General features: G+C 43.9%; 1 protein-coding gene. It reads left to right on the top strand.

What is annotated here, in order from left to right; all coding sequences use genetic code 11:
* Positions 1-37 precede the first annotated feature (37 nt).
* The coding region (locus L1077_RS27125) for a flagellin N-terminal helical domain-containing protein (RefSeq protein ID WP_440589571.1) at positions 38-1,247 on the top strand (1,210 nt) is incomplete at its 3' end.

Genomic DNA, 1,247 nt, shown 5'->3' with positions numbered 1-1,247 from the left:
TGCAGCGCTTGAATCAATGTCATCAGCTATCCAAAGAATGCGAACATTAGCGATTCAGGCTGCAAATGGTAATTACAATCAAGAAGATCGCCAAGCATTAAATGCTGAGTACCAACAGCTCAAGCAGCATCTTTCTACCGTGGCTCAAGACTCTAATTTTGCAGGTAAAAGCCTGCTCAACGGGCAATTTAATGAGACTTTACAGGTTGGTGCAGATGCGATGCAAACGATTGATTTGCAATTGCCTAAATTTGATATTACACACATCGGCACAGACGCAACCAAGCAGGCTGCTATTCAAACACCTAATTATGAGATAGGTGCTATCAATATTTTTGATACGATGAATGTGACATATATCTTCAACGAACTTGGCATATACCCTGATAAGTTACCTGAACGCTCCGACGTAGATGAATGGCATGGAGATAGTCCAGTTATCACAGCAACTACATCAACAGGCACTGAAGCAGTAGTAATGACTGGGGCATATAATTCCACCCATGACATCGCACAAGCCGTCACAGCTGCCAACTTAGGCATTAGAGCATCGGCAACAACCTATACCCCGATTTCATTCCGCGAGACGCCTAGAGCACCTCACGAAAAAGTCCCTTATGATGAACCCGTCATATTGAATTTTGATCTGGTCGGCGGTGGTGGCACCGTGCCCATTTCAGCTTCATTCACGGACTTTCAAGATGGTGCGCAGGTACAAGCAATGGCTGATCAGATTAATCAACACACAGCAACGACAGGGATCAGGGCCGTTGCATTCGAAGAGTTTCATTTCTTGCATGGTTCAAACCATGGTGTCTATTTAATCGATGATGATGGACACAATATTGGATTTGCAAATATCGATGTAGATAACGCAGGAGAGAACAGTTTAGAGCTCAGAGTCTATGCAGGGCGCGCATTTACTCCAAATTTCGTTGGCGCAGCTGGTCGTACTACAGAGTTTTACCGCTATTTAAAAACACCTGTGCAAACCACTGAAATTAATCATAAAAATATACTCACAACGGGCACCATTAGTTATTTTGATACCGAAACTGGCGAGCCAATTCCTGTAAGTGACTGGGGCAAAGATCGACCAAGAGAGCTTTTCAATAACACTTACACCACAACTTATGAAGAAGTACCTGAAATCGCCGTATCTGACACCGATATATTAAGCCAAGACAGTGCTCAACAGGCCATCTCTGTTTTAGATGGCGCACTTGGCCAAATTAATGAAGGCCGCG

Origin of the sequence: Pseudoalteromonas luteoviolacea (genome assembly GCF_021654285.1) — a bacterium.
Taxonomy (GTDB): domain Bacteria; phylum Pseudomonadota; class Gammaproteobacteria; order Enterobacterales; family Alteromonadaceae; genus Pseudoalteromonas; species Pseudoalteromonas luteoviolacea_J.
The sequence above is the reverse complement of the archived record's forward strand: the minus strand, read 5'-3'. Positions and strand labels throughout refer to the sequence as shown.